Source organism: Streptomyces plumbidurans, from assembly GCF_019857225.1.
Classification (GTDB): domain Bacteria; phylum Actinomycetota; class Actinomycetes; order Streptomycetales; family Streptomycetaceae; genus Streptomyces; species Streptomyces plumbidurans.
Window position 1 is genome coordinate 133,741 of sequence record NZ_JAFJSY010000004.1, and the last position, 22,757, is coordinate 156,497.

The 22,757-nt window shown below is 70.0% G+C and carries 19 protein-coding genes; 5 read left to right on the forward strand and 14 right to left on the reverse strand.

The genetic code is table 11. From position 1 onward, the window contains the following. The first annotated feature begins 28 nt into the window (after positions 1–28). Together JYK17_RS03580 and JYK17_RS03585 are read left to right on the forward strand one after the other, a co-directional pair. Positions 29–3,634 carry a DUF4082 domain-containing protein gene (locus JYK17_RS03580; RefSeq protein WP_222809739.1) on the forward strand — a complete coding sequence of 1,202 codons (3,606 nt, stop codon included), beginning with the start codon at positions 29–31 and terminating at the stop codon, positions 3,632–3,634. Continuing rightward, positions 3,631–4,677 carry a glycosyltransferase gene (locus JYK17_RS03585; RefSeq protein ID WP_108012333.1) on the forward strand — a complete coding sequence of 349 codons (1,047 nt, stop codon included), beginning with the start codon at positions 3,631–3,633 and terminating at the stop codon, positions 4,675–4,677. Before JYK17_RS03580 ends, JYK17_RS03585 begins: the two co-directional genes overlap by 4 nt. A 29-nt stretch (positions 4,678–4,706) precedes the next feature. Here the strand turns inward: JYK17_RS03585 and JYK17_RS03590 are convergent, their stop codons facing one another. Then, complete coding sequence (locus JYK17_RS03590) at positions 4,707–5,372, reverse strand: hypothetical protein (protein WP_108012334.1); 666 nt, start codon at positions 5,370–5,372, stop codon at positions 4,707–4,709. 71 nt (positions 5,373–5,443) lie between these two features. Here JYK17_RS03590 and JYK17_RS03595 point away from each other — a divergent pair, with 71 nt between their 5' ends. Both JYK17_RS03595 and JYK17_RS03600 read left to right on the forward strand, forming a co-directional pair. Further along, the gene (locus tag JYK17_RS03595; protein WP_222809740.1) at positions 5,444–7,495 is read left to right on the forward strand and encodes an O-antigen ligase family protein; all 2,052 of its coding nucleotides are present in this window, start codon (positions 5,444–5,446) and stop codon (positions 7,493–7,495) included. After that, on the forward strand, positions 7,492–8,394 hold the full coding sequence (locus tag JYK17_RS03600) for a glycosyltransferase family 2 protein (RefSeq protein ID WP_108012335.1): 903 nt from the start codon (positions 7,492–7,494) through the stop codon (positions 8,392–8,394). The genes JYK17_RS03595 and JYK17_RS03600 overlap by 4 nt, the downstream gene beginning before the upstream one ends. Before the next feature lie 11 nt (positions 8,395–8,405). Here JYK17_RS03600 and JYK17_RS03605 read toward each other — a convergent pair whose 3' ends face one another. The 11 genes from JYK17_RS03605 to JYK17_RS03655 all read right to left on the reverse strand — a co-directional run bounded on the left by JYK17_RS03605 (position 8,406) and on the right by JYK17_RS03655 (position 19,948). Beyond that, a complete protein-coding gene (locus tag JYK17_RS03605; protein ID WP_128801190.1) occupies positions 8,406–9,200 on the reverse strand; it encodes a glycosyltransferase family 2 protein in 795 nt (264 codons plus the stop codon). Positions 9,201–9,211: 11 nt separating this feature from the next. After that, positions 9,212–10,258 carry a hypothetical protein gene (locus JYK17_RS03610; RefSeq protein WP_164932077.1) on the reverse strand — a complete coding sequence of 349 codons (1,047 nt, stop codon included), beginning with the start codon at positions 10,256–10,258 and terminating at the stop codon, positions 9,212–9,214. After that, a complete protein-coding gene (locus tag JYK17_RS03615; protein WP_222809741.1) occupies positions 10,255–11,760 on the reverse strand; it encodes an oligosaccharide flippase family protein in 1,506 nt (501 codons plus the stop codon). The genes JYK17_RS03610 and JYK17_RS03615 overlap by 4 nt, the downstream gene beginning before the upstream one ends. Then, positions 11,723–12,586, reverse strand: coding sequence for a YveK family protein (locus tag JYK17_RS03620; protein WP_108012339.1), 864 nt, complete (start codon positions 12,584–12,586; stop codon positions 11,723–11,725). The genes JYK17_RS03615 and JYK17_RS03620 overlap by 38 nt, the downstream gene beginning before the upstream one ends. Positions 12,587–12,637: 51 nt before the next feature. Further along, on the reverse strand, positions 12,638–13,858 hold the full coding sequence (wecB, locus tag JYK17_RS03625) for a non-hydrolyzing UDP-N-acetylglucosamine 2-epimerase (protein ID WP_234548283.1): 1,221 nt from the start codon (positions 13,856–13,858) through the stop codon (positions 12,638–12,640). A gap of 4 nt (positions 13,859–13,862) precedes the next feature. Next, the gene (locus tag JYK17_RS03630; protein WP_108012340.1) at positions 13,863–15,122 is read right to left on the reverse strand and encodes a nucleotide sugar dehydrogenase; all 1,260 of its coding nucleotides are present in this window, start codon (positions 15,120–15,122) and stop codon (positions 13,863–13,865) included. Beyond that, positions 15,122–15,892 carry a WecB/TagA/CpsF family glycosyltransferase gene (locus JYK17_RS03635; RefSeq protein WP_108012341.1) on the reverse strand — a complete coding sequence of 257 codons (771 nt, stop codon included), beginning with the start codon at positions 15,890–15,892 and terminating at the stop codon, positions 15,122–15,124. Before JYK17_RS03635 ends, JYK17_RS03630 begins: the two co-directional genes overlap by 1 nt. Further along, complete coding sequence (locus JYK17_RS03640) at positions 15,889–17,058, reverse strand: hypothetical protein (protein ID WP_108012342.1); 1,170 nt, start codon at positions 17,056–17,058, stop codon at positions 15,889–15,891. Before JYK17_RS03640 ends, JYK17_RS03635 begins: the two co-directional genes overlap by 4 nt. 279 nt (positions 17,059–17,337) lie before the next feature. Continuing rightward, entirely contained in the window at positions 17,338–17,937 is a 600-nt protein-coding gene (locus JYK17_RS03645) for an acyltransferase (RefSeq protein WP_108012343.1), read from the reverse strand. Between the two features lie 55 nt (positions 17,938–17,992). Next, a complete protein-coding gene (locus JYK17_RS03650) occupies positions 17,993–19,060 on the reverse strand; it encodes a glucose-1-phosphate thymidylyltransferase (protein WP_108012344.1) in 1,068 nt (355 codons plus the stop codon). Positions 19,061–19,213: 153 nt separating this feature from the next. After that, positions 19,214–19,948 carry a helix-turn-helix domain-containing protein gene (locus JYK17_RS03655; protein ID WP_108012345.1) on the reverse strand — a complete coding sequence of 245 codons (735 nt, stop codon included), beginning with the start codon at positions 19,946–19,948 and terminating at the stop codon, positions 19,214–19,216. A 240-nt stretch (positions 19,949–20,188) separates the two neighbouring features. On the opposite strand from JYK17_RS03655, the gene JYK17_RS03660 reads away from it, so the two are divergent. Then, entirely contained in the window at positions 20,189–21,031 is an 843-nt protein-coding gene (locus tag JYK17_RS03660) for an alpha/beta fold hydrolase (protein WP_108012346.1), read from the forward strand. Positions 21,032–21,127: 96 nt separating this feature from the next. On the opposite strand, the gene JYK17_RS03665 is transcribed toward JYK17_RS03660, so the two are convergent. Both JYK17_RS03665 and JYK17_RS03670 read right to left on the reverse strand, forming a co-directional pair. Next, on the reverse strand, positions 21,128–21,775 hold the full coding sequence (locus tag JYK17_RS03665; RefSeq protein WP_222809742.1) for a dihydrofolate reductase family protein: 648 nt from the start codon (positions 21,773–21,775) through the stop codon (positions 21,128–21,130). 192 nt (positions 21,776–21,967) lie between these two features. Then, a complete protein-coding gene (locus JYK17_RS03670) occupies positions 21,968–22,654 on the reverse strand; it encodes a DUF2848 domain-containing protein (RefSeq protein ID WP_222809768.1) in 687 nt (228 codons plus the stop codon). Positions 22,655–22,757: the final 103 nt, after the last annotated feature.

A 22,757-nucleotide genomic window follows, 5' to 3' on the forward strand; every position in this document is an offset into this window, starting at 1 on the left:
TCCGGCACAGCACCGCTGAGAGGTACACATGAAGAGATGGAGCAGACGGATCCGGGGCGGGCGCCTCGCCGTCGCAGCAGCACTGATATTGGCGGTGCTCCCGCTGGCCGGGTCCGCACAGGCTGCGTCCGATCCGTGCGGGTCGGGCTCGAACCCCATCGTCTGCGAGAACTCCAAGCCGGGCAGTCCCAAGGAGGACTGGTTCTCGCCCAACGCCTACGGTGACATCCAGGGCTTCTCCACCAAGGAGAGCGTCCAGGCCGGTGACACCGTCCAGTTCAAGATCCAGTCGAAGACCCCGTACAACGTCCAGATCTACCGTCTGGGCTGGTACGGCGGCGACGGCGCCCGTCAGATGTCGACCGCCGCCGAGGCGGCCAAGACGTACCCGGCCAACTACACTACGAATCCCGCCAGTTGCACCACCAAGCCCGCCGCGGGCCTGGTCGACTGCGGCAACTGGCCGGTGACCGCGAGCTGGACCGTGCCCAGCGATGCCGTGTCCGGCCTGTACATCGCGAACCTGACGCAGACCGACGGCGACGGCCTGATGCCGTACCCCTTCGTCGTGCGCAACGACTCCAGCACCTCCGACGTCGTCGTGCAGACCAGCGACCAGACCTGGCAGGCCTACAACGACTACGGCGGCCAGGACCTCTACGGAGGCACCGGGCCCGCGCCGGACGGCCGCGCCTACGAGGTCAGCTACAACCGGCCGCTGGACATCGGCGGCGACAACGGCATCTACGGCTCCGAGTACATGATGCTGGCCTGGCTGGAACGCAACGGCTACGACGTCAGCTACACCTCCGGCGTGGACGTGTCGTCCGCGAACGGCGCCGCCCTGCTGGAGAAGCACAAGGTGTATCTGTCGTCGGGGCACGACGAGTACTGGACGCAGAGCCAGTACTCCAACGTCCTCGCGGCCCGGAAAGCGGGCGTCCGCCAGGGCTTCTTCAGCGGCAACGAGGTCTTCTGGAAGACCCGCCTGGCCCCCAGCATCGACGGCACCAGCACCGCCGACCGCACCCTGGTCTGCTACAAGATGACCAAGATGGCGCAGAACAACGGCATCGCGGATCCCAGCGGCAGCTGGACCGGCACCTGGATGGACCCGGCCAGCAAGGACTACGGCCAGGACTACCAGCCGCCCAACATCCTCACCGGCTCCATGTTCACGGTGAACGGCTACCGCGCCGACGCCATCACCGTCCCCGGCTCGTACGGCAAGAACCGGATCTGGCGCAACACCTCGATCGCGGGCCTCAGTTCGAGCCAGACCGCCACGTTCCCGACGGGCACCCTCGGCTACGAGTGGGACAGCGACATCGACAACAGCACCCGGCCCGCCGGGGCGATCGACGTGTCGTCCACGACGGTCGACATCAACGACGGCAAGCTCCGCATGGACTGGGGCAACGTCTACGGCAACGGCACCGCGACGCACAACCTCGTCGAGTTCCGCGACCAGGACTCAGGAGCCCTGGTGTTCGGCACGGCGACCGTGCAGTGGTCGTGGGGCCTGACCAACGTGCCCACGTACAACCCCGACGACACGGTGGTCACCGAGGACTCCCGGATGCAGCAGGCGACGCTGAACATCCTCGCCGACATGGGTGTCCAGCCGCTGACCCGGCAGAGCAACCTCGTGGCCGCGACGGCCTCCACCGACACCACAGGGCCGACCGTCACCGTGACGAGCCCGGCCTCCGGGGTCACCGTGCCCGCGCTGAAGCCGCTCACCATCAAGGGCACCGCCACCGACTCCGGCGGCGTGGTGGCCCGGGTGGAGGTGTCCACGGACGGCGGCAAGACCTGGAAGGCCGCGAGCGGACTGTCCTCCTGGACCTTCAGCTGGACCCCGACCGCCCCGGGCGCGGCGTCCATCAAGGTCCGCGCGGTCGACGACAGCGTCAACATCGGCGCCGTCACCACCATCCCGGTGACCGTCGGCCCCCAGGCCTGCCCCTGCAGCATCTGGCCGGCCTCGGCGGTGCCCGGCACCGTCAACGCGGGCGACGGCAGCTCCCTGGAGCTGGGCGTCAAGTTCCGTACCACCGTGGCCGGTTCGATCACCGGCGTGCGCTTCTACAAGTCGCCCGCCAACACCGGCACCCACACCGGCAGCCTGTGGAGCGCCTCCGGCACCCGCCTGGCCACCGGCACCTTCACCGACGAGACGGACTCCGGCTGGCAGCAGCTGAACTTTTCCACCCCGGTCACCGTCAAGGCCAACACCACCTATGTCGCCTCCTACTTCGCCCCCAACGGCGGATACTCCTACGACGGCGGCTACTTCGACGACAATGACGCGGGCCTGGCCCCGCTCACCGCACTGAAGTCCGGCACCGACGGCGGCAACGGCGTCTTCCACTACGGCTCGACCAGCGCCTTCCCGAACACACCGTCCGAGGGCAGCAACTACTGGGTCGACGTGGTGCTGGACACCTCCACCGCCAGCACGACTCCGCCCACAGTCGGCTCGACCTCCCCGACGTCCGGGGCGACCGACACCTCGATCACGGCACCGGTGTCGGCCACCTTCAGCGCCGCCGTCGACACCGACGACGTGACGTTCACCGTGAAGGACGCGGACGGCGACACCGTGCCCGGCGCGGTCACCTTCCCCTCGTCGAACAAGGCGACTTTCACCCCGTCGACGCAGCTGTCGCTGCACACCACGTACACCGCCTCGGTGCAGGCCTCCGACGTGTGGGGCAACGCCATGGCGGAACCGGTGACCTGGTCCTTCACCACCAGTTCCACCCCGCCCGCGGTCACCTGCCCCTGCACCCTGTGGAGTGCCTCCGCGACGCCGGCCACCACTGACACGACCGGGGACACCAACTCCGTGGAGCTGGGCACCCGGTTCACGTCCTCGGCGGACGGCTGGGTCACCGGTGTCACCTTCTACAAGGGCACCGGCAACACGGGCACCCACACCGGCAGCCTGTGGACCGACGACGGCACGCTGCTGGGCAGCGGGACCTTCACCGACGAGACGGCGTCAGGCTGGCAGACCCTGACGTTCGCCACTCCGGTGCCCGTCACCGCCGGCACCCCGTACGTCGTCTCCTACCACGCGCCGAACGGCAACTACGCGGTGAACGGCGGCTACTTCGCCGGCGCCCACCAGTCGTATCCGCTCACCGCCACGGCCGACACCACCGCGCACCACAACGGGCTCTACCGCTACGGCGCCGACCCGGCCTTCCCCAACGGCTCCTACGGATCCGCGAACTACTGGGTGGGCCCGGTCTTCACCGCCGAGAACCCGAGCGCGTCCCTGGCCACGGAGACCGCAACGGAGGTGACCGCGTCCTCGGCGGCGCACACCGCCGACGCGGCGAGCCCCCTGGTCATGGCCGTGGACAAGAAGGCCGCGGTGGCCTCGGTCAAGGCGAGCGTGAGCATCGTCAAGGGCTCCAAGGCGGCCAGAAAGCTCCATGTCACGGCCGTCGTCTCCTACGACCGGGCGACCCGCAAGGCGTCCGTCCGTCTGTCCGCCCCCCTGCCGGACGGCACCCGGTTCAAGGTCACGGTCACGGCGAAGGACAAGCACCGGCACACGGTGAAGTCCCGCAGCTGGACGCTGACGAGCAAGACCGTCTTCCACAAGAAGAAGAGCCGATGAGCAGCGTCAGCGTGGTGATCCCCTGCTACAAGTACGGCCACTTCCTGGCCGACTGCGTCAGCAGCGTCCTGGACGAGCAGGACGGCGTCGACGTCCGCGTCCTCATCATCGACGACGCCTCGCCCGACGACTCGGCGGCGGCCGCGCAGAAGCTGGCCGCCTCCGACCCGCGGATCGAGGTCCTCGTCCACGAGAGCAACAAGGGCCATATCGCCACGTACAACGAGGGCCTGATGGAATGGGCCGACGGCGACTACGTGGCCCTGCTGTCCGCCGACGACCGGCTGGTGCCGGGCGCACTGGTCCGGGCCGCCCGGCTGCTGGACGAACACCCCGAGGCGGGCTTCGCCTACGGCCGCCCGCTGCGCTTCCAGCACGGAGGCCCGCTGCCCAAGGCCCGTACACGGAGCACCGGTTCGGTCGTCTACCCCGGGCACTGGTGGCTGGAGCGGCGCTTCCGCGAGGGCACCGGCTGCATCACCTCGCCCGAGGTCGTCGTCCGCACCAGCCTGCAGCACAAGGTCGGCGGCTACGATCCGGCCCTGCCGCACGCCGGCGACATCGAGATGTGGATGCGGCTCGCCTCGCACGCCGACGTCGGCTACGTCCGCGGCGCCGACCAGGCCTTCTACCGCGTCCACGGCAAGAACATGTCCACCGTCGACTTCGGGGGCCAGCTCGACGACCTGCGCCAGCGGCTGGTGGCCTTCGACTCGGTGCTGGCCAAGTGCGGCGACCTGCTGCCCGAGGCCGACCGCCTGGCCGAGCAGGTCCACACCCGCCTGGCCCGCTTCGCCCTGCGCCGGGCCTACCGGGCCTACGACCGCGGCCGTACCGGCGTCGTACCGGTCGACGAGTGCGTGACGTTCGCCGAGCAGTGCCTGCCGGGATACCAGGCCCTGCCGGAGTACCGCGCGCTACGGCTGCGGCGGCGCGTCGGCCCGAAGGCGATGCCGTATCTGCAGCCGCTGGTGTGGTCGGCCGTGGCCGAGCGCGGGCGGGAGTGGCTGTGGTGGGAGTCCTGGAAGCGCCGCGGTATCTGATGGATGGTCAGTTCAGCCCGGTGGCCGGGTCAGTTGGCCACCGGGACGGCAGGAGTGGAGCTTCGCCGGCGGCCCTGCGGGGTCGTCCGGCGGTTCAGCGCGTACCGGTCGAGCCACAGCGCGCCGACCACACCGGCCGCGAGCCCCAGCAGCGCCACGCCCGCAAGGCCGCGGGTCTTGTTGCCCCGCACCGCGGCGGCGCTCGGGGTGGTCAGCACGGAGGCGGTGATCCGCGCACCGGACGGGACGTGCTGGGCGCTCTGCAACTGCTCGACGTGCCGGGTGTAGACGTCGATGATGCGGCGCACCGCCGTCACCGCGGCGTCGGGCCCGGACGCCTGCGACTGCACCTGCAGGGACGGGATCAGATACTGCGGCGTCGCGCTGGTGCCGCTGTTGCGGGGGATCAGCTGATAGGTCCCCCGGACACCGGCCGCGTGCAGCTCCTCGGTCCCGGCGGGGGACCGCAGTTGCTGCACGACGCCGTAGGAGACCACCGCGAGCGGTGGCTGCAGATTGGTGTACTGGTTGGGCTGGTTCCGCGTCACCGGCGGCTTGAGCACGACCACTGCGGAGCCCACGTACTGCGGCGCGGGCCGGAGCACGAAGTACGCCCCGGCGATCGTCACCAGCAGCGCGGCCACCACGACGTACCAGCGGCGGAGCAGCGCGTCGGCGACGTTTCCAGGCGACATACGAGTTCCTTCCGTCACTCCCGATACTGGCAGGACGCGCGGTGGGATGCCACCGAATGGAGGGACGCATCGTGAGTCTTGGTGAGATATGGGCAATTCTGCGCCGACGCTGGTACTTCATGGTGCCCTTCACCGTGCTCAGCCTGATCGGTGGCGGCTATCTGTGGGTGACCGTGCCCGTCTCCTACGAGTCGCACAGCTCCGTCGCGCTGCTGGACTCCTCGGCCGTCGCACGGCTCGCGCCCACCTTCGGCAATCCCATCTCGAACGCGGGCGGTTCGCTCATCGTCACGGCCGACGTGCTGATCAGAACGCTCGAATCGGCGGACGCCGCAAAGGAGTTGCAGGGCCGCGGAGTCACCGACGCGTACACGGCCGGCTTCGCACCGGCCAGCGACAGCCCGCTGCTGGTGCTCACGGTCACCGGCACGGACCGGGAGAAGGTGCTCAAGGAGACCAGCACCCTGACCGCGTTCGCCGGTGAGCAGCTCGACGCCCTGCAGTCCGCCGCGAAGGTCCCGCCCGCGTACGCCGTGCAGACCGCGCCCGTCGTGCTGCCGCAGACCCCCGTCGCCAAGTCCAAGAGCCGCTACCAGGGCGTCGCGGCCGTCGTCATCCTCGGTGTGGTCAGCGCGTTCCTGCTGTCCATCCTGATGGAGGGCGTCTCGGTGGTCCGCCGCCGCTACAAGACGGCGTCGAAACCCAAGAAGGCCCGCACTCCCGGGCGGGGCCGGGCGGGCATGCTCGGCCGGCGGGTCGACGCCACCGCGATCCTCACCGTCTACCTGGTGCTGGCCTTCTTCATCCCCTCGAACCTCGCCCTGCCCGCGCTCGGCGGAGTGGGCACCCCCGCCAATGTCTTCGCCCTGCTCGGCCTGATGTGGTACCTGGCGACCTGGCTCGGCGGCCGTATCCTGCCCGCGCCCGGCACCAGACTCGTGCGGGTCGCGCTGTGCGTGCTCGGGCTGGCCGTCCTTTCGGCGTACATCTCCGACGCGATGCGCGAGAGTTCGCACGAGGAGGTCCTCGGGGCCGACCGCGGACTCATCGGCTTCCTGGTGTGGGTGTCCCTGGTCGTCCTGACCGCGGCGGCCATGCAGCAGCGCGGGCGGCTGGACGTGCTGATGCGCCGCGTGGTCGTCATGGCGTCCGTCGTCGCCGCGATCGGCTTCTACGACTTCTTCGCCGCCACCAACATCGCCGACTCCATCAACATCCCCGGCCTGCAGACCAGCGTGGCCCAGGTCAGCGTCATGGACCGCGGCGCCTTCACCCGGCCCCGGGCCACCACGGCCCAACCCCTCGAATTCGCGGGCATGTTGGCCATCCTGCTGCCGTTCGCCGTCCAGCAGGCATTGGACCCGGTGCGCCGCCACCGCCACGCACTGCGCCGCTGGGGCCCGGTGATCCTGATGGCCGGCGCGCTGCCCCTGTCGGTGTCGCGGACCTCGATCATCGGCCTGCTGCTGGTGGCCCTGGTGATGGTGCCGCGCTGGAAGCCGGCCCGGCGCTGGGCCGCGATCGGTGTGCTGACGGGCTCCGTTGCCGTGTTCAAGGTGCTGGTTCCGGGCCTGATCGGCACCATCACGGGCCTGTTCGCGTCGTTCCTGTCCAACTCCGACAGCAGCACCCAGGCCCGCACCGTCAAGTACAGCGCGATCGTGCCCTATCTGAAGGAACACCCGCTGTTCGGGCGGGGGTTCGGCACCTTCACCCCGGACCTGTACTTCTTCACCGACAACCAGTACATGCTGGGCCTCGCCGAGATGGGTCTGCTGGGGCTGATCGCCCTGCTCACCCTGTTCTTCACCGGCATCCACCAGGGCGGCGCGATCCGCCGGTTGGCGCGCACCGAGAGCGACCGTGAACTGGGCCAGGCGTTCTTCGCCTCGGCGCTGGTCGCCCTGGTCATCAGCGCCACCTTCGACTCGCTGAGCTTCCCGATGTTCGCCGGCATGTTCTTCCTGATGCTGGGGGCGGGGTCCGGCTATCTGGGCTTCGTCCGGCGCGAGGCGGCCGCCGCCACCGTGCCCGGCCCCCGCAGGACCCCGAAAACCGCACTGGCCCGACCAGTTGAGCGTCCCCGACCGGCCGAGCTTCCCCGACCCGTGGAGTCCCGATGAGCACGACCGTCGCCGTCATCGTCGTCACCTGGAACAGCGCCTCGGTGCTCCCCGGGTTCCTGGCCGCGCTGCCCGACGCCATGAAGGGCCTCGACCACCGGCTGGTCGTCGCCGACAACGACTCTGCCGACGACACCGTCGACATCCTCAAGACCCTGGCCCCCGAGGCCACCGTCGTCCAGACCGGCCGCAACGCCGGGTACGCCGCCGGGGTCAACGCGGCGCTGAACGCCGCCGGGGACATCGGCGCCGCCCTGATCTGCAACCCCGACATCCGGATGCGGCAGGGCTGCGCGAAGCGGCTCGTCGACAGCCTGGGGGAGGGCGTCGGGATCGCCGTACCCCTGCTCTACGAGGAGGGCCGGGACACCCCCCACTATTCGCTGCGACGTGAGTCGAGCGTGCCGCGGGCGCTGGGCGAGGCGGTGATCGGCAACCGCCGGGCCGGGCGGTTCCCGGCCCTGAGTGAACTGGTCACCGACCCCGGCGCCTATCGCCGCCCCACCCGCGTCGACTGGGCGACCGGCGCCCTGATGGCGATCTCGGCCGACTGCCTGTCCGCCTGCGGTCCCTGGGACGAATCCTTCTTCCTCTACTCGGAGGAGACCGAATTCTGCCTGCGCGCGCGGGACTTGGGCCACGCCACACAGCTGGAGCCGACCGCCGAGGCCGTCCACCTCGGAGGCGACTCCCAGGTCTCACCCCGCCTGTGGAGCCTGCTCACGGTCAATCGCGTACGGCTGTACGCGCGTCGGCACGGAAGGCTCGCCACCCTCTGCTTCCGGGCCGCCGTCCTGCTGCGCGAGGCGTCACGGGCGGCCCTCGGACGCAAGGCGAGCCGCGCGGCGGCGGGCGCCCTTCTCAGGCCGGGGGCGCTGCGGGCGACGCCCGGGCCGTGACCGGAGGGCGCTCAGCCGCCGCTCCAAGTCGTGTAGAAACTCTCGGGGTTGACCAGGTACCGCACCGTCGCGTGCGGCACGTGGCGCACCTCGTGGTTCCGGCTGTAGCGGTACACCAGCTCCCAGTCCTCACGCGGGAGCACCTTCGGTGTCCGGCGCAGGCGGCTGAAGTGCAGGGCGCCGTCGCGGCGGGCCACGAACGCGTTGGTGTCGAGGAAGGACTCGCGGGCGGCGCGGCGGCGGTCGAACGGGACGGAGAGGGTGTCGCGTTCGGTGCCGTCCGGCAGGACGCGAAGCAGGGCGGTGTAGATGCCGTCGGGGCCGCCGGGGGAGTCCAGGACCGCCAACGCCCGTTCCAGATGGTCGGATTCCCAGACGTTGTCGTCGTCGAGGAAGGCCACGTAACGGGAGCGGGTGAGGCGGATGCCGACGTTGCGCACGACACCGGCCACGGCGGTGTTGCGGGCCAGTGACACCGCGAACAGCCGTGGATCGTCCGGGAGTTCGGGGAGCCCCGCGCCGTCGTCGACGACGATGACGACCTGGTCGCGCACGGTCTGCGCCAGCGCCGAGCGGACGGCCGCCCGCAGTGCGTCCGGCCGGCGGTGGGTGGCGATGACGGTGGCCACGAGGGCGCTGGGCATGGGCCCCGTTGCGGCCTTGAGGCGGCGGACCTCCGCGGATTCGAAGCGGCGCAGCCGCAGCGCGGACGGCGCGAGCAGCACCTTGTTGCGCAGCTCGAAGAGGACCAGCCAGCCGAAGGCGCCCTTGAGAAGCTCCCAGGGAGCCCGCGCGACACGTCTCATGGTCCTCTTCCTCAGCCGGCCGGTGCGGGGGTGATCGGGGTGCCGTCGGCGAAGCGGTTGTCGCGCCAGACGTTGCCGCTGCCCGTGGCGTTCCAGGCGGTGACGGCGCCGTAGACACCGGCGTTGCCGTGGTACCGGGTCGAGAAGACGTTGTCGGTGACCGTGATCCCGGTGGCCCCGTCGCCGCCGCCGTAGAGGGCGTAGGCGCCGCCCGCCAGCAGGTTGCCGTCGATGACGGTGTCGGAGACATGGCCGGTGTCGGCGAACAGCCCGATGCTCGCGGACGCCCCCCGGTTCACGTCGACCGGGTTGAGCAGCGTGTTGTGCCGGATGACCAGCCTGCCCGTGTTGCCGCCGCCGCTGATCACCGCGTCCGTGTGCTGCCACTCGCCACCGGCGTTGCGGAACGGGACGAGGTCGTGGACGTAGTTGTCGTGGATGGTGCCCTGGCCCATGGACAGCGCGTTGCCGAACACGGAGATGTCGCACCAGCCGACCTCGACGGAGCTGGTCCCCATGTTGGACACGGCGTAGTCCACACCGCCGTTGTCGGGGCCCTTGCCCGGGACGGCCGTGATGGTGGTGTGCAGGACCCGCAACCCGTGATGGCCGGGACGGAGGTTGACGCCCCACCAATTGGTTGAGGTGATCCGGGAGTCGACGATGGTCACGTCGTTCGCGTAGATGTCCAGGGACCCGGTGATGTCCCAGCCCTTGATGACCGTGCCGTCGGTCCTGACGCTCATGTTGCCTGTGGCGTGCGGCTTGAGGCGGGTCCGGGGGCCGGTGGTGCGGGCGCTGGGGAAGTCGGCCTCCACGGGTGCCACGGTGGTGACGCGGGTCGAGGGCTTGGCGCCGGACCCGGTGGCGGAGGGCGGGGAGCTGGGGCTGGGCGTGGGGGAGGCCGTGGCCGAGGGGGAGGGGCTGGACGCCGGCGCGGCCGAGGGCCGGTCGTGGGTGCCGGCCGTGTGCGGTGACGCGGACGGAGCGCCGGAGCCGGAGCAGCCGGCGATCAGCAGCAGGGCCAGGCAGGCGAGCGGGCCGCGGAGCCTTCTCATACGGCCTCCGGTGTCCGGGTGCCGCGCAGGAAGCCGAGGCCGGGCAGGACGCACAGCACGTAACTGGCCAGCGCCACCGCGCCGATGGCGAACACGGCCGGGGTGCCGTCGCCGAGCAGCCGTCGCGCGCCGAGGATCACCAGGGTCATCACGATTCCCCCGAGGAAGGGCCAGGCACAGGCTCTGGCGATGTGGGCGAGGCCGATCCCGGCCCGGCCGAGGGCGTGCAGGAACACCGGGACGACCAGCACTGCGCCGACCAGGACGTGGCCCTGCGCGACGCCGACGATGCCGCCCGTGCGCGCGCCGACGATCAGGACCGGGACGAGAGCGACGACCCACAGACCCTGCACGAGGATGAGGGAGCGCCGCTGCCCGGACGCCACCAGGCAGTCGTAGGCGAGTTCGCAGCCGATGCGGATCAGACCCAGGGCCATCAGCCAGGGCAGCGCCTCGGCGGCGGGCAGCCACTTGCCGCCGTAGACGAGGTGGACGACCGGGCCCGCGAGGCCGCCGAGCAGGACGCACAGGGGCACGGTGCCGGTGACCAGCACCCCGAGCGCCCGGCTGAAGCCCTGGGCGAGGGCCTGCGGGGTGTCGGCGAGGCGGGAGAAGCCGGCGAAGGAGACCCGCCGGGCCGCCTCGGAGATGACCCGGACGGGCCAGCCGGACATGTTGAACGCCAGGACGTAGAAGCCGAGGGAGACCCCGCCGAGCGTGGAGCCGACGACCAGGGTGTCCACGTTGACGACCGCGAGCGCGAGCAGGCTCGCACCGGCCAGGGGGAGCCCGAACTTCAGCAGGGCGCGGGCCTGTTCGCGGTCCCAGCCGAAGCGCAGGGTGCCCGGGGCGGCCACGGCGGAGGCGACGAGCGCGGCGACGTTGCCCACGACCGCGCCCCACGCGAAGCTCATCGCGCCCCAGCCCGCGAAGGCCAGCGTCAGGGTCACGGCGGTGCTGAGGACGAAGTTGAGCGCGTCGATGAGCATTCGCTTGCCCTGCGCGAACTCGCGGGTCAGGAAGCCGGCGGGCACCTGCGCCACCCCGTCGATCACCAGGCACAGACACATCACGCGCAGGACGCCCGAGGCGTGCGGCGAGTCGAGCAGACCGGCCACCGTCGGCGCCGAGACGAACAGCGCGGCGTACAACACGACGCTGGAGGCGGTCGCCAGGGTCAGCACCGTCGGCGCGAAGCGGCGCGGGTCGCCGTCCCAGCGGATGAGGGCCAGGCTGACGCCCAGCTCGTTCGCCGAGAGCAGGACCAGCAGGACGGTCTGGGCGATGCCGTAGACGCCCCACTCGGCCGGGCCCAGGGCGAAGCGCGCCAGCAGGATGCCCGTGGCGAAGTTGCCCAGGCGCATGACCACGGTGTTGATCAGGCTCCACCGGGCCGCCGAACGGACCTTGCGGCCAAAGGAGTTGTCGACCGCCGGAACTGACGCCCCGGAGTTCCCGCTCGCCTCAGATCTCTCGCTGTCCGGTGTGCGAACGCTGTCCATGAGTCGACTCCTCGTCGAGCGGCTCGGCGGCGGACGCCACGGCCGTGGCGGACCGTCCGGCCCCCGGCTGCGTGGCGCGCCGGTTCTCGGCGGAACGCGACCAGGCGGGCGGCCGCCTGAGGGCGATCGTCTGGTCCGCGACCGGCTCCCCGGCCTTCGGCTCGGGGAAGTCGTCCTGCCCCGCCGGTTCTTCGGGCGGCGCGAATTCGTCCGGCCCCGCCGCGGTGCGCGGTCGGCGGCGCGCCTCCACGTAGAAGACGGCGACCAGGCTCAGCACCAGACCCAGGAGCCCGGCCATGACCATGTACTCCAGCCGCGTCTTCGTCTGCGCCGCCGGGTTCTGCGGCGGCACGATCGTCGTCATGCGGATCATGGCCTTCGGGGCGACCGACTGCTGCTTCTGGAACTGGTCGAGGCGGTCCTTGGCGTACGAGGTGAAGACCTTGTCCGAGGCCAGGACGGAGGCCTTGTCGGTGCCGGTGACGGTCAGCCACATCAGCGGGCCCTGCGCGTTGTCGGCGAGCTTGGCCTCGAACGTGCCTTTGGCTCCACGGGACTTGAGCTCCCGCAGCGACACGTCGGAGTTGAGATTGCGGGCCAGGCTGTCGGCCATGCCGGTGAGCGAGGTCTGGGTGCTGAGGAAGGGGTTGCCGTCGTAGGCCATGGTGGCCTTCTGGGAGTTGAGGAGGACCACGGTGCTCTGCGACTGGTAGGTGACCGGGACCAGCACGAGGACGCCGACGACCAGACCGGCGGTCAGCAGCAGTCCCGGCAGCAGGACGTACCAGCGCCTGCGCATGACGCGGAAGATCTCAGCGAGATCCATGGCGGTCCCCCCTAGCGACCAGATGTTCGACGAGCATATGTTGCAAGCGGATCATATGGGGAACGTTCGGTCCGTAGGTCTGGGCTGGTCCGTAGGTCTGGGCTGGTCCGTGGGGCTGGGCTGGTCCGTGGGGCTGGGCTGGTCAGTGGGGCTCGGCTGATCCGTGGGTCTCGGCCGGTCGGTCGGTCGTGGCCGGGTGCTCGCGGTGCCTCCTCCCAGCAGCACGTCGGCGATGCGGTCGCTCGCGCGGCCGTCCCACAGGTCGGGTCTGCGCGGTGCGGGCGGGGCGTCCAGTACGGCGCTCACGGTGGCCACGATCCGCGCCGGGTCCCGGCCGGCGAGCACATTGGTGCCCTGCTCGACGGTGATGGGGCGCTCGGTGTTGTCCCGCAGGGTCACACAGGGCACGCCCAGTGCGGTCGTCTCCTCCTGCACGCCGCCGGAGTCGGTCAGCACGAGGCGGGCCGCGTCCTGCAGCGCGATGAAGTCCAAGTACCCTGCGGGCGGCACGAGTTGGATGCCGCCCGGCACGCCGATCTCGGCCAGCTTCCCGGCCGCCCGCGGATGCACGGGCAGCACGAGCGGGCAGCTTCCGGCGATCTCGCCCAGGGCCTTGAGCAGTCCGGCGAGGACCTCGGGGTCGTCGACATTGGCGGGCCGGTGCAGGGTGACCAGGCCGAACTCGCCCTGGGACAGGCCGTATCGGCCGAGCACGTCCGAGGCGCGGGCCCGTTCCAGGTTGGCCAGCAGCGTGTCGATCATGACGTTGCCGACCAGATGGATCTGGTCCTCCCGGTAGCCCTCCGCGCGCAGGTTGGCGACGGCATCGGGGGAGGGGGCCAGCAGGTAGTCGCTGACCCGGTCCGTGGCGACCCGGTTGACCTCCTCCGGCATGCCCCAGTCGCGGCTGCGCAGACCGGCCTCGACATGGGCGAGCAGCGGTCCGGCCTTGGCGGTGACCAGGGCGCAGGCCAGCGTGGAATTGATGTCGCCGACCACGACGACGAGGTCCGGCGCCACCTCCTCCAGCAGCGGTTCGAACGCGGTCATCACCCGTCCGGTCTGCTCCGCGTGGCTGCCGGAGCCGACCCCCAGGAAGCGGTCGGGCGGGCGGATGCCGAGGTCGGCGAAGAACACGTCGTTCATGGCCGGGTCGTAGTGCTGGCCGGTGTGGACGAGGAGCAGCTCGGCGCCCCGGCGTTCCAGGGCGTCCATCACCGGTTTGATCTTCATGTAGTTGGGGCGCGCCCCGGCGACACAGACGATGCGCATGGCTTCAGAGCACCTCGATCGTGGGTCCGGACGGCAGCCGCCGACGGCAGTCCAGGACGAAGGGGGCGTGTTCGGCGACGAGTTCGTAGTCGAAGCTGTCGTGGTCCGTGAGCAGCACCACCACGTCGGCGCCCGCCAGCTCCTCGGGTGTCGGCTCGACCCGCACCAGCCGGGTGTCCACCGGCAGGCTCTCGACGACATGCGGATCCGCCGCCCTGACCTGCGCGCCCATGTCGAGCAGAAGTTGGGAGATGCGCAGGGCGGGCGACTCGCGGGCGTCGCCGGTGTTCTTCTTGTACGCCAGCCCCAGCAGCAGGACCCGCGAGCCGTTGACGGAGCGCCGCCGGTCGTTGAAGTGCTCGCTGATGCGGCGCGTCACGTACTCCGGCATATGGCCGTTGATGTCGTTGGCCAGCTCCACGAACCGGAAGTTCTGGCCCAGTTCGCGCTGCACCCGCCAGGACAGATAGGAGGGGTCGATCGGCAGGCAGTGGCCGCCGACGCCCGGGCCTGGCGTGAACTTCATGAAGCCGAAGGGCTTGCTGGAGGCCGCGTCGATGGCCTGCCAGATGTCGATGTCCAGGTGATGGGCGAACATCGCGACCTCGTTGACCAACGCGATGTTCACATGCCGGAAGGTGTTCTCCAGCAGCTTGGCGAGCTCGGCCTCCTTGGGGGAGCGCACCGGCACGGTGGTGTCGACGAGTTGGGCGTAGAAGTCCTGAACCGCCTTCAGAGAGGCGTCGTTCACTCCGGAGACGACCTTCGGGGTCTCCTTGAAGCCCCACACGGCGTTGCCGGGGTCGATCCGTTCGGGGCTGTAGCCGAGCTGGAAGTCGGCGCCCGCGGTCAGTCCCGAGCCCTCCTCCAGGATCGGCGCGAACAGCTCCTGGGTGGTGCCGGGATAGGTCGTCGACTCCAGGACGACCGTTGCGCCGGGACGCAGATAGCGGGCGAGGGTGACCGCCGACTCCTTGATGTACCGCAGGTCGGGGGTGCCCTCGTGCAGCGGGGTCGGCACGGTCACCACGGCGATGTCGAAACCGCCGCAGTCGCGGGCCGAATCGCTCGCCCGGTAGGTGCCGTTGTCCAGGGCTGCGCGGATCCTCTCGGAGGAGACGTCCTCGACGAAGGACTCACCGGCGGCGAGGCGCTTGATCCGCCGGGCGTCGACGTCGTAGCCGATCACCTCGTGTCCGACCTCGGCGGCCCGGATGGCCAGGGGCAGGCCGACGTAGCCCTGCCCCACCACGACGACGCGCATCAGTGACTCCTGTTCGCGGGGGCGGTCGACGCGGTGAGCCGGATCAGCTCGCGCGCCGTCATGAGGAGGAAGGAGACGTTGGTGGTGAGGTAGCGCCGGCCCAGACGTCGGGGCTCCTGCTTGACGCGGTAGAGCCACTCCAGGCCCCAGCGCTGCCAGGTGGCGGGGGCGCGCTTGGTGACTCCGGCCAGGATGTCGAAGGAGCCGCCGACGCCGTGCACCACGCGGGCGCCGGTGCGGGTGCCGTAGGCGGCGGTGAAGATCTCCTTCTTCGGCGAGGTCATGCCAAGGAAAAGCATCTGGGCACCGCTTCGCGCGATGGTGTCGGCGATCTCCTGCTGCTCGGAGTCGTCGAAGTAGCCGTTGCGGCTGCCGGCCACCTTCAGACCGGGGAAGCGGTCGGCGACGCGGAGCAGCATCCGCTCCATCACCTCCTGCTTGGCGCCGAGGAAGTACACGGAGATGCCCGCCGCCTCCGCCTCGGCCAGCAATCGCAGGAACAGGTCGATCCCGGCCACCCGCTCGGGCAGCGGGGCGCGCAGCACCCGCCCGGCCCACACCACGGCCTGTCCGTCCGCGAGGACCAGATCGCAGCCGGAGACCGCCTTGGCGAGCCGTTCGTCGCGCCGCATGTTGACCAGCTTCGCGGCGTTGACCACGCCGATCTCCAACTGCCGTTTGTCACGCACCGCTTCGAGACAGCGCTCGACGGTCTCGTCCATCGTCAGCGGATCCAGCTCGACGCCGAACAACTTCCGACGCTCCGTCATATCCGGCCCCCCTGCCAGGCGTAAAGCATCCAGCCGAACTCGTACGGCCGGCATTCGCGGTCCACTGACAGGGGGCGGTACACCCGGTCCAGGGACTTCAGCCGGGCGCCCGGCGCGAGTCGCGTCGACAGGCCACGGGCGGCACGTACGGCCTTCTTCGGGTCGCCCCGGTAGACCTTGCGCCAGGTGGCGCCGAGCTCGTCGAGGATCATCGGCTCGCGGTGCTGAGAACCGGCCAGTTCGGGTACGTCCGTCATCCAGCGCAGCCCCTTGCGGACGGCCGCGCCGAAGTCGGTGCCGCCGGCGTCGGCGAGGTCGAACAGGGCGGTCGGGGCCATCGCGTGCTGATGGACGCTGTAGACGGGGTAGCCCTCCACGACACCGCCGGTGCGCGCGTCGTAGTGCCACCACCACTGCCCGCCCTCGCCCTGCAGTTCACAGATCCGCGCGGCACACGCCTCGGCCGCGGCCAGCGCCTCCGGGTCGCCGTCCCCGTCACCACTGGCATGGGCGCGGGCCAGCGCCTGCAGCGGGTAGGTCTGGTCGGCGAAGCAGCTGACGTGCGCCCGGTACCAGGGCACCAGGCCCGGGCCGGTGGCGTGCGGGAAGAGCGGACTGCCCTCGATCCGGGCCCGCAGCAGACGGTTGCGGGCCGCGGCGAAACGTGCCTCCACGTCGACCGTGTCACGCGCCGCCGTGAGGGCGGACAGCACCCAGGCGGCCTCGACGGTGTACTGCGGCCGGTCCTCGTCGTCCAGGGCGTCAACCCGGGCGACGGCGTCGGAGAGCTTGGGATGCTCGGTCTCGGCGGCGGCCCAGGCGATCAGTGCCGCGTCACCGAGATTGGTCACCGCGGGCAGCGATTCGATCAGCAGGCCGGTGAACTCCTGCGCCGTACGCCCCCCGAGCACCGCACGCTGGCGGTCCTCGGGCAGAAAACGGACGCCCAGTGCGGTGATGGCCGCATAGCGGGTGCTGGTGCCCCGGCGCTCCAACGTCCATGAACCGTCCGGGGCTTGCTGTCCGGCCATGGTGAAGACGAAGGCCTCACTGCCGGGCAGCAGCATCGACGGAAGCCCCAACTCGGCGACGGTGAGAAGCCGTTGGGCGAGCGCAAGAAGCGGCGGTTCCTCCTGAGCGAGTGCCGCGAGACGTGTGGTGGTCATCTTTTGGGCACACCAACCCCCCTGTGGTCCTGTTGTGCACGGACTGGTGATCGCCAGTGCACGCACCGGTGATCGCCGCGGCGTGGATGGCCACGCGGCGGAAGACGGACGTCAGGTGTCGAGACCGACGTCGCTAGTGGTTTCAAGCACAGGTGTCCCCCACCCCGTTACCCCCCTGGGCACTACCGGTACGTGTGCTCATTGTGCTGGATCTGCACAGATAACACACATGTTATGCCGGTAGATGTTCGAAGATTTGCGGTTTGGGGGAAACCGGAGTCACGCACGTTCGAGGAGTTCACTGTCCTTCTCGTCGTACAGCGCACCCGTCCGCGGGCACTCCCACACGCCCGGCTCGCCCTCGCGCTCGACAAGCCGTACGCCGGCCCGTCCGACCCAGCCGATCCGGCGCGCCGGAACACCGGCCACGAGAGCGAAGTCCGGTACGTCGCGGGTCACTACGGCGCCCGCCGCGACCAGCGCCCAGCGACCGACACGCACCGGCGCCACGCACACCGAACGGGCGCCCAGCGACGCGCCTTCGGCCACCGTCACCGCGACGGGCTCCCAGTCGCCGCCGCGCTTGAGCCGGCCCTCTTCGTCCACCGACCTCGGGAAGTAGTCGTTGGTCAGCACGGCCGCCGGGCCGACGAACACCCCGTCGGCGAGGACGGCAGGCTCGTAAACCAGCGCGTAGTTCTGCAACTTGACGTTGTCGCCGATCCGGACGCCGGGGCCGACATACGCTCCCCGGCCCACGATGCATCCGTTGCCCAGCAGGGCGTTCTCCCGGATCTGGGCCAGATCCCAGACCGTTGTCCCGTCGCCGACCGTGGCCGTCTCGTCGACCTGTGCGGTCGGCTGGATTCTGAAGCTCAACGGGCAGAACCTTTCTTCTCGTTGCTGTCGCGGACGGGCGAGGAGGAAGAGGCCGTCATGACGAGATCTGCACCTTGCTGTGGTCGCCGAGGACGAAACGGTGGGCGGCAGGTCTGCGAGGTGCCGGAGTCACCTCGACATTGCGGCCGATGAGCGAGGCCTCCACGCGCCGGACCCCGCTCACGGAGGAGTCGCGCAGCACGATCGAGTACTCGATCTCGCTGTCCTCGATACGGCAGTCATCGGCGATCGAGGTGAAGGGGCCGACGTAGGAGTCGGTGATCACGGTGTGCGCGCCGACGACCACGGGACCCACGATCCGGCTGCCCGTCACCTTCGCCCCGGCCTCGATGCGCACCCGGCCGATGATCTCGCTGTCCTCGTCGACCGTGCCGTCGATCCTGCGCTCCAGGGTCTCCAGCACGGAGCGGTTGACCTCCAGCATGTCGGTGACGTTCCCGGTGTCCTTCCAGTACCCGGAGATCGTCGTGGAGCGCACATCGCGTCCGGCGTCCAGCATCCACTGGATGGCGTGGGTGATCTCCAACTCGCCGCGCCGGGACGGCTTGATGGCGCGCACGGCCTCATGGACGGCGGGGGTGAACAGATACACGCCCACCAGCGCGAGATCGCTCTTGGGGTGCTCGGGCTTCTCCTCCAGGCCGATCACCCGGCCCGCCGCGTCCAGTTGGGCCACTCCGAACGCGGTCGGGTTCGCCACCTTCGTCAACAGGATCTGCGCATCGGGCCGTTCGGCGCGGAAGGCGTCCACCAGGTCCCTGATGCCGCCGACGACGAAGTTGTCGCCGAGGTACATCACGAAGTCGTCCTCGCCCAGGAACTGCCGTGCGATCAACACCGCGTGGGCGAGCCCCAGCGGCTCGGCCTGCGGGATGTAGGTGACGTCGAGGCCGAACGCGGAACCGTCGCCGACCGCCTCCCGGATCTCCTCGGCCGTCTCCCCCACGATGATCCCGACCTGCGTGATGCCCGCCTCCGCGATCGCCTCCAGTCCGTAGAACAACACCGGCTTGTTCGCGACCGGTACGAGTTGCTTCGCCGACGTATGCGTGATGGGGCGCAAACGAGTACCTGAGCCACCGGACAACACGAGTGCCTTCACGCGATCACCATACTTTCGGCACAGTTGCCGAAGAAAGGATTCCGCATATGTCTGGCTGGTCTGGAACGTCCGAGGTCGGCGGGGTGGCCGAGAACAGCTTCGACGGGCCCGATTCAGGGGACAAAGGTCCCTCTGCTCCCCCCCTACTGCCCCCTACTGCCCGTCGGCCGGAGCCGTCGCGGGCTTGGTGTGCAGGACCTCGCGGGCCTGTTCGGCGGCGCGGGTGATGCTCTCGCTGATGAAGTCGAGGAAGCGGGCGATGTTCTCCAGACGGTCGGCGGCCGGAGTTTCGGGGCCGAGGACGGCGACGCCCCGGCGTGCGGTCTCCACGAGCTGGTCGTTGGCCCGGGCGCTGGCGATCGTCGCCTGGTAGAAGAGCTCGTCGTCGACGATGTAGCGGTCGCGGCGGCGTTCGTCGCGTTCCCGGCGCACGAGGCTCTGGCTCTCCAGAAACGCGATCGCCTTGGACACGGACGCCGGGCTGACCTGGAGGTGCTGGGCGAGTTGTGACGCGGTGAGGCGGCCCGCGTCGGTGATGAAGAGGCAGGTCAGCACCCGCGCCGTCATCTTGGGCAGCCCCGAGGACATCAGCACGGTGGTCAGGGTCTCCTCGTACGCGGCCACCGCCTCGGCGTCGCGCCCGTGCGGCTGGGGGACCGACGTCGTCGCCCGGGAGGAGGCGGGCCTGCGCCGGTGGGCTCGGTGCTCGGTGGCCCGGTGGGCCAGGTCGGCGCGATAGGCGGTGGGGCCGCCGTTGCGCATCACCTCCCGCGTGACCGTCGAGGTCGGACGCCCCAGACGCCGGGCGATCTCGGCGTAGGGGAGGTTGTCGGCCAGCCCCAGCGCGATCTGCCTGCGTTCGGACTGGGTGAGCCTGCCTCCCGGCATCGCGGTCTCCTCGGTGCTTTTGTGTGACGGCCTGCGTGATGGCCGTTCCTGAGGCGTCACCATAGCGTTCGCGTTCTCATCATTGCAATGGACGGACCAGGAGTCGTTGCATTAAATCTTGCCTCGTTGCAACACTTTAACTGCTCTGTACTGCAGCTATTCAATCGCAGTGCAATAAGCTTGTTGCCGCATGTTGGAAAGCAACGTAGCGTTTCAGGAGTCGGAAACAAGGAGGCAGGCATGACGAAGAACAGCACCCCGCAGAGCAACACTCCCCAGAACGCGACCGGCGCGACCTGGACCGGCATGGTGCCCGTCGACGACACGGCCCTGGCCGTGACCGACACCGGCGGTCCCGGCGTTCCCGTCGTCTACCTCAACGGCCAGTTCGCCACGCAGGGCTACTGGCGACGGGTCATCGCCGAACTGGGCACCGGATGGCGGCACATCACCTACGACGAGCGGGCGCGCGGCAGAAAATCGAAACGCTCGGCGGACTATTCCTTCGAGGCCGCCGTCCGGGACGTCGACGCCGTACTCGCGGCCCGGGGCGTGGACCGGGCGCTGCTGGTCGGCTGGTCCTACGGAGCCGTCGTCGGGGCACACTGGGCCCACCGGAACCCGGAGCGTTCACTGGGCGCGGTCCTGGTCGACGGCGCCTTCCCGTACGACTGGCTCGACGAGGCGATGGAGCAGCGGATCCGCAAGCAGTTCCGGCAGTGGGGCCCCTTCCTGCCGTTGCTGCGCCCGACGGGTCTGACCCCGCGGCTGAACGCCGAGCAGATGGCGGACAGCAACATCGAGCTCGGCAGGCTCTCCAGCGAACGTGAACTCGGCCCCGTACTGGACGCAATCACCGTCCCGGTGCGCTACGTCGTCGCCTCGGGGACGTCCCTGGGAAGCCGCGATGACGAGCAGGAACAGATCCGCACCGGCCTCGACGCGGTAACCGCCCGCAATCCGCACATCAAGGTGAGCGCGAAGGTCGCCAGCAATCACGGGGCGATCCTGAAGAAGGATTTCCGGGCCGTCGTGGAGGCCGTGCGCGAGATCGCGGACCTCGACCGCGGCCGGGCGGAGTAGACACCACCCATGGTGGGGCGAAGGGCTCCCCTCACGTCGGCGCCGACCCTCTGATGGGACGGCGCCGACGTGCTTCGGCCGCCGAGCAGCAGCGATTCAGCCGCCCGCGCGGGTGAACGTCAGGTGCGTGACTCCGCTGGGCGAGGAGGTGGCCTCGATGTCGTAGTCCTTCTCGAGGTCCTCCAGTTCGTCCCAGAGGCGTACGCCGCGCCCGAGCAGGATCGGGGCCACCACGACGTGCATGTGGTCGATGAGCCGGGCGGCGAGGAACTCACGAACCACCGTGGCCCCTCCGCCGATGCGCACGTCCTGGCCCTCCGCGGCCTTGCGGGCCGCTTCGAGCGCCTCGGCGGGGGAGGCGTCGAGGAAGTGGAACGTCGTGCCGCCCTCCATCTCGATCGGCGGCCGTGTGTGGTGCGTGAGGATGAACGTCGGTGTGTGGAACGGTGGGTTGGGCCCCCACCAGCCCTTCCACTCCGGGTCCTCGTGCCACCCGGGGAAGCCGTACTTCCCGGCGCCCATGATCTCGGCGCCGATCCCGGGGTTGAACTGCCGCGCGAAGGCGTCGTCGATGCCGGAGCTCCCGCCGGGCTTGCCGATCATGTCGTGCCAGAAACGGGTCTTGAACATCCACTGGTGCAGCCGTTCGCCGGCGTGACCGAACGGCGCTTCCCGGCTCTGGCCCTCACCGGTGCCGAAACCGTCGAGCGAGATGGCGAAGTTGTGGACGCGGGCGAGTGACATGGCTGGCGACTCCCTCTTCTCGGATCCGGCTTGTTCGGATCAGCTCGATCATGCGGGGACGATGGCCGTCATGCAGCGATGATGGCCGCCCCGTGTCATGACGTCCAATGCCAATCCGTCTCAGATGTCATGGATGAACTCAATACCGTCGATCCATGCCTGTACGCGTCAGCCGTCGCGGCCGTCGTCGCCTCAGCCGATGGGTGCCGGCATGGGCCGGACGGCGTAGTCGAGGCGGATGGTGTCCCCGGTGACGGGGTCGCCCAGTTCCACGGTCCAGCCGTCGGCGAACTGGTCCACGCCGGGGGCCATCGGGATGGTCCCGGAGATCAGGACCGTGCCCGGGACGAGGGCGTCACGCGAGCGCAGGACGTCGACCCAATAGGCGGGGGTGAGGAGTTCGGCGAGGGTGCCGTGCTGGATCTCGGTGCGCGTGTCGCCGTGGGTGACCCAGGCCCGCAGGGTGAGCTCGTCGACACGGGACTCCACGTCGGCAAGGCGCCAGGCGCGACGGGCGAGCACGTCCGGGCCGGCGTTCTTGCTCCAGGCCACCCCGTGCACCTCCAGGTCGCGGTCAGTGTGGTCGCAGGCGGCCGTCAGCAGCAGTTCCCCGCCGTCCGCGACGACCAGCGCCCACTCCGCCTCTCCGGACGTGCGCCCGTGCTGCGCCTGGACCCGGTCGGTCTGCTGTGCGAGGTAGGGGGAGACGGGGTAGAGGGCCGGCGTCACCGACGGACCCGGCACGCCCAGCTCGGCGAGTTCCGCGACATGCGCGGCGACGTCGTCCTGGCTGCGGCCGGCGTACCCGGCGTTGAGGACCTGGACGACGTCGACCTCGCGCATCGATCCGTCGGGCAGTTCGAAGGTCAGCACGGCCATGAGGGCACTCCCAGAGATCGCATCCACGGTGAACTTCTTGGCGCAGGGGCTTGCGCATACGACCTGTATACAAGAAGTATGCCGGAAGGTCGATGTCTCTCAG

What these genes read in the sequence shown, in the direction of transcription:
- JYK17_RS03635 (WP_108012341.1), bottom strand. Translation starts at nt 15,892, where the DNA reads ATGACGGAGCGTCGGAAGTTGTTCGGCGTCGAGCTGGATCCGCTGACG.
- wecB (WP_234548283.1), bottom strand. Translation starts at nt 13,858, where the DNA reads ATGCGCATCGTCTGTGTCGCCGGGGCGCGCCCCAACTACATGAAGATC.
- JYK17_RS03610 (WP_164932077.1), bottom strand. Translation starts at nt 10,258, where the DNA reads ATGAGAAGGCTCCGCGGCCCGCTCGCCTGCCTGGCCCTGCTGCTGATC.
- JYK17_RS03605 (WP_128801190.1), bottom strand. Translation starts at nt 9,200, where the DNA reads ATGAGACGTGTCGCGCGGGCTCCCTGGGAGCTTCTCAAGGGCGCCTTC.
- JYK17_RS03665 (WP_222809742.1), bottom strand. Translation starts at nt 21,775, where the DNA reads ATGTCACTCGCCCGCGTCCACAACTTCGCCATCTCGCTCGACGGTTTC.
- JYK17_RS03670 (WP_222809768.1), bottom strand. Translation starts at nt 22,654, where the DNA reads ATGGCCGTGCTGACCTTCGAACTGCCCGACGGATCGATGCGCGAGGTC.
- JYK17_RS03655 (WP_108012345.1), bottom strand. Translation starts at nt 19,948, where the DNA reads ATGCCGGGAGGCAGGCTCACCCAGTCCGAACGCAGGCAGATCGCGCTG.
- JYK17_RS03585 (WP_108012333.1), top strand. Translation starts at nt 3,631, where the DNA reads ATGAGCAGCGTCAGCGTGGTGATCCCCTGCTACAAGTACGGCCACTTC.
- JYK17_RS03580 (WP_222809739.1), top strand. Translation starts at nt 29, where the DNA reads ATGAAGAGATGGAGCAGACGGATCCGGGGCGGGCGCCTCGCCGTCGCA.
- JYK17_RS03660 (WP_108012346.1), top strand. Translation starts at nt 20,189, where the DNA reads ATGACGAAGAACAGCACCCCGCAGAGCAACACTCCCCAGAACGCGACC.
- JYK17_RS03590 (WP_108012334.1), bottom strand. Translation starts at nt 5,372, where the DNA reads ATGTCGCCTGGAAACGTCGCCGACGCGCTGCTCCGCCGCTGGTACGTC.
- JYK17_RS03600 (WP_108012335.1), top strand. Translation starts at nt 7,492, where the DNA reads ATGAGCACGACCGTCGCCGTCATCGTCGTCACCTGGAACAGCGCCTCG.
- JYK17_RS03615 (WP_222809741.1), bottom strand. Translation starts at nt 11,760, where the DNA reads ATGGACAGCGTTCGCACACCGGACAGCGAGAGATCTGAGGCGAGCGGG.
- JYK17_RS03620 (WP_108012339.1), bottom strand. Translation starts at nt 12,586, where the DNA reads ATGGATCTCGCTGAGATCTTCCGCGTCATGCGCAGGCGCTGGTACGTC.
- JYK17_RS03640 (WP_108012342.1), bottom strand. Translation starts at nt 17,058, where the DNA reads ATGACCACCACACGTCTCGCGGCACTCGCTCAGGAGGAACCGCCGCTT.
- JYK17_RS03630 (WP_108012340.1), bottom strand. Translation starts at nt 15,122, where the DNA reads ATGCGCGTCGTCGTGGTGGGGCAGGGCTACGTCGGCCTGCCCCTGGCC.